This window comes from Nostoc cf. edaphicum LEGE 07299, assembly GCF_015207245.1.
Lineage (GTDB): Bacteria > Cyanobacteriota > Cyanobacteriia > Cyanobacteriales > Nostocaceae > Nostoc > Nostoc edaphicum_B.
This window is the reverse complement of sequence record NZ_JADEXF010000504.1, coordinates 1-4,200: the sequence shown is the minus strand read 5'-3', so window position 1 is coordinate 4,200 and position 4,200 is coordinate 1. Positions and strand designations below refer to the sequence as shown.

Annotated in this window: 3 protein-coding genes and 1 pseudogene; 3 read left to right on the top strand and 1 reads right to left on the bottom strand. The window is 44.9% G+C overall.

Going from position 1 to position 4,200, the window contains the following annotated elements; genetic code table 11:
- Positions 1-7 precede the first annotated feature (7 nt).
- Positions 8-1,096 (bottom strand): cytochrome c oxidase subunit II, encoded by a 1,089-nt coding sequence (locus IQ229_RS15675; protein ID WP_194045162.1) that lies wholly within the window; start codon positions 1,094-1,096, stop codon positions 8-10.
- A 404-nt stretch (positions 1,097-1,500) separates the two neighbouring features.
- Between IQ229_RS15675 and IQ229_RS15670 the strand changes: the two genes are divergently transcribed.
- The 3 genes and pseudogenes from IQ229_RS15670 (at position 1,501) to IQ229_RS15660 (ending at position 4,042) form a co-directional block, all read left to right on the top strand.
- A complete protein-coding gene (locus IQ229_RS15670; RefSeq protein WP_194045160.1) occupies positions 1,501-2,442 on the top strand; it encodes a COX15/CtaA family protein in 942 nt (313 codons plus the stop codon).
- A gap of 253 nt (positions 2,443-2,695) precedes the next feature.
- Positions 2,696-3,649 carry a heme o synthase gene (locus IQ229_RS15665; RefSeq protein WP_194045158.1) on the top strand — a complete coding sequence of 318 codons (954 nt, stop codon included), beginning with the start codon at positions 2,696-2,698 and terminating at the stop codon, positions 3,647-3,649.
- A gap of 165 nt (positions 3,650-3,814) precedes the next feature.
- A pseudogene (locus tag IQ229_RS15660) lies at positions 3,815-4,042 on the top strand (type II toxin-antitoxin system HicB family antitoxin).
- Positions 4,043-4,200: the final 158 nt, after the last annotated feature.

Below are 4,200 nucleotides of genomic sequence, written 5' to 3'. Positions count from 1 at the left end.
CCAATGACTATTTGTGAACTTGATGCAGGATTTCTGGCTTAATTACCATATCCTTGGTGTAAGGAGCAAGAAATTCATTTGGGGATAGATCGGTAGGGTTAACAGCAATGGCTTGATTTAGCGTTTCTTTGCTGGCAACTAGCTGTTCTTGCATCCATTTATCAAAGGCTTCTTGTGGCTCAACAACTACTGGTGCTCTCATTGCACCGTGGTAGGGGCCACAAAGTTCTGCACAGATCAGGGTATAGTCTCCTGCTTTTTGAGGGGTGAAGCGAATCTCGCTTTGCCTACCGGGGATCGCATCTTGTTTCAGGCGGAACTCTGGCACCCAGAAGGCATGAATGACATCGTTGGCAGTCATACTGATTTGCACTTCTCGCCCGATGGGTACGTGCATTTCACCTGAAGTTATACCAGTTTCAGGATAGGTGAAAATCCAGGCATATTGTAGACCAGTGACGTTGACTTGTAGTTCAGCTGGTTTACCTGCTTTATCAGGAGTTCCCCCAATTGTCGGAGCAACACTACCTACACCTGGGGCATTCCGCTTTTGCGGAATTTGGTCAGCATTACGAACTTCTGCCGTAGCTGGGTCTTGCATTGCCTCATCAGATTTTTCTTGATTGAGGTTGGGTTCGGTGCTGGGAGGAGTATCGCTCAAAGTTGCAGCCATTGCACTCCCATGCCCTGACATTTTCATTGACTCCTGACTCATCGGTGCTTCATGGATAGCATGGGGATCAAACCCACCGATTTCGTTGTAAACATCAAAGCTGTAAACAGAAATGCCAATAACGATAATTGCTGGGATCGCCGTCCAGAGAATTTCTAGAGGTATATTACCTTCAACTGGTGGGCCGTCTTCATTGTCACCTGCACGCCGACGATATCTAAATGCAGAGTAAATTAAAATACCTTCAACGAGCAGAAATATCCCTGTAGAAACGATCATCATCGCGTTGAACAGACCATCCACCAAGACGGCTTCATCAGTGGCGGCTGCTGGCAACAGACCGTGATTTTGACCGTACCAAAGGCTGGCTAGCGTTAGCACGATGCCAATGAGTAATGTCCAGATGGAAGTTGGAATCTTCACGGCTTACTTAATTGAATTTACTATGTTATCTCGAAGCTACTCACTTACTAAGGTAGTCTAGGCTGTCAGACATGGGGGACAAAGGTCTGAAATTTTTATTAATTTTTTTGGCTATTTTAGTAATTTTGAGTATGAATTTACTATCATACAACGCCAAAAATAGATGAAAATCAGTGAAAAAGTTTAAGAAAAAATTTAGAATGCTTAAATTAATTGTGATTAATCCATTTCTGACATCTTGAAAAATACCTAAAGCTTCAGGCAAAACCTTGCTGGAGTGATTCAAAGTATAAGTGAGTGCTAATCTATAAACCCATAGCCTATACGCTAGGGTGGAGATAGGACACTAAAAGAAAATTGAAAATTTTAAGAGATCCACCAAGAGCGGGCAGAAGGTATCCTTCATGAGCGAATTTGTCCTACAACAACAAAATGAAGCGGCAGTTGAGCAGCAAAAACCCAAGGAAATGATTCGTCGCTTGGTGTGGAAAATATGCATAGCCACCTTAATTTTGATGGCAATAGGCAGTGCCACCCGTGTCATGAATGCTGGACTTGCTTGCCCAGACTGGCCCTTATGCTATGGCGAATTGGTGCCAGCCAAGCAAATGAATCTCCAGGTGTTCCTGGAGTGGTTTCACCGATTGGATGCAGCTTTAATTGGTGTAAGCGCGATCGCACTCTTCGGCTTGTCCTGGTGGCATCGTCGTTTCTTACCCAAATGGCTGCCTTGGGCATCAACATTCGCCCTGTTTTTAATTGTCTTCCAAGGCATCTTGGGAGGACTCACCGTTACCGAACTGTTGCGGTTTGATATCGTTACCGCCCATTTAGGAACGGCGCTGTTATTTTTTAGCACCCTTCTGATTATCGGCACAGCGCTCACGCCCTATCAGGGGACTGGAACCATTGGTAAGTTACCTTGGGTCGGTTTAACTGCTGCTGTTCTGGTTTACCTGCAAAGTCTGCTAGGTGCTTTGGTAGGCTCTCGCTGGGCACTACACCAATGCCTCGGCGGTTCTCAACTTTGTACGGTAATGTACAGCCATATTGCTGGTTTGGTGCCGCCAACAGTGGCAACCTTGGCAATGGTATTTATCTGTTGGCGGACACCAGCACTACATCCAGCCTTACGGCGACTGGCAAATATAGCTGGTGGGTTGTTAACCTTACAAATCTTGTTGGGATTCGCCACTTTCAAATTACACCTCCAAGTTGAGCCTCTCACCGTCTCTCATCAAGCTATAGGAGCTGCTTTGCTGGGTACTTTGGTGGCTTTCACAGTTCTCGCACTGCGTGACTGGGCTACTAGCCGTGACATCACAGTGTTGAGCAATGACTGCTGAGTATGGAGTGAGGGAACAGGGGAGTAACGGAAGGAAAAATTTCTAACTCTTGTACAGACGCGATTAATCGCGTCTCTCCAAACTCCAAACTCCTGTACAGACGCGATTAATCGCGTCTCTACTAAATTATGGCCGCAACGGCGAGTATTGCGACCCACGCAGGTGCAGAAAATCTGTGTTTCATTTGCCTGAAAGAGCCACCTTGAGCGGGGGCTGCATATAAGTTGTTGAAAAATAAGGAACCAGAGCCAAAATGATTGAGACTAATGTCTCTCGCCACCACCAAACGTTTTTACAGGTAGTTCAAAGTTATTACCAGCTAACCAAGCCTCGGATTATTCCGTTGCTGTTGATTACCACAGCTGGGAGTATGTGGATTGCTGCTAAGGGAGAAGTAGACCCATTGCTGTTGCTAGTAACTCTCACTGGTGGCACTTTGGCTGCTGCAAGCGCCCAGACGATTAACTGTGTCTATGACCGGGATATTGATTATGACATGGAGCGGACGCGCCATCGTCCGATGCCATCCGGTAAGGTACAGCCGCGCGATGCTCTAATTTTTGCGATCGCACTAGCGACGATTTCCTTTACACTCCTAGCAGTATTTGCCAATCTGTTAGCCGCGCTGCTAGCTTTCTCTGGCATCGTCTTTTACATTTTGGTCTATACCCACTGGTTGAAACGCCACACCCCTCAGAATATCGTTGTTGGTGGTGCGGCTGGGGCAATTCCGGCTTTAGTGGGTTGGGCTGCTGTCACAGGCACATTAAGCTGGTCAGCATGGCTGATTTTTGCCATCGTCTTTTTATGGACACCACCCCATTTCTGGGCGCTAGCTCTGATGATTAAAGATGACTACGCAAAAGTTGGGATACCAATGTTACCTGTGATTGAAGGTACTACGGCAACCGTGAAGCAGATTTGGTACTACACGCTAGTAACAGTATTTGCAACCGTGTTATTGGTTTATCCCTTGGGCGCGAGTGGAATTCTTTATGCTGCGATCGCTGTAATTCTGGGAGGATTATTTATCCACAAATCTTGGCGTTTGTTGCAAAATCCAGAGGATCGCGCTGTAGCTAAAGAGTTGTTTCTCTTTTCCATCTCCTACATGATGCTGTTGTGTCTGGGGATGGTAGTTGATAGTCTTCCCGTTACCCATAATTTAATTAGTGCGGTGAGTAATCATCTGCATTTTATTGGATAGGGGATGGAAAATTTAGCGATCGCGTTTGGTAAAGGGGCGCGATCGCATTTTTGTAAATTAAAAAATATACATAATAATTCGAGTTTGGCGGATTTGCGATTAAAAGCGAAATTTCAGTCATAGGCAAATCGATCAAAAAGCTAAATGAAGTAGTAAAAAATCTAAATGTTGGCAACTTACATTCGTACAGCATTGCACAAAGCAACCTATGAGTTCCTTGAGGATGGAACTTTTTATAGCGAAATTCCAGAATGTCAAGGAGTTTGGGCAAACGCTGCAACACTATAACCTTGCCGGGAAGATTTGCAAGATGCTCTTGAAGGATGGATTATTTTAGGATTGCGTTTAGGTCATACTCTACCGGTACTTGATAATATTGACCTGATTATTTAAGTAAGATTATTCGGGGATGATTTTTTTCATTAGGAAAATGACAGTGAACTGCATCACAAACCATTTCCCGTAGTGTTTCTATATCATCAGCCTGAGTAAAAATTGACTCGGTTAGAGCTACTGCTGTATAACCACCATTTGGATTATCTTCAACGAGA

What these genes read in the sequence shown, in the direction of transcription:
- IQ229_RS15670 (WP_194045160.1), top strand. Translation starts at nt 1,501, where the DNA reads ATGAGCGAATTTGTCCTACAACAACAAAATGAAGCGGCAGTTGAGCAG.
- IQ229_RS15665 (WP_194045158.1), top strand. Translation starts at nt 2,696, where the DNA reads ATGATTGAGACTAATGTCTCTCGCCACCACCAAACGTTTTTACAGGTA.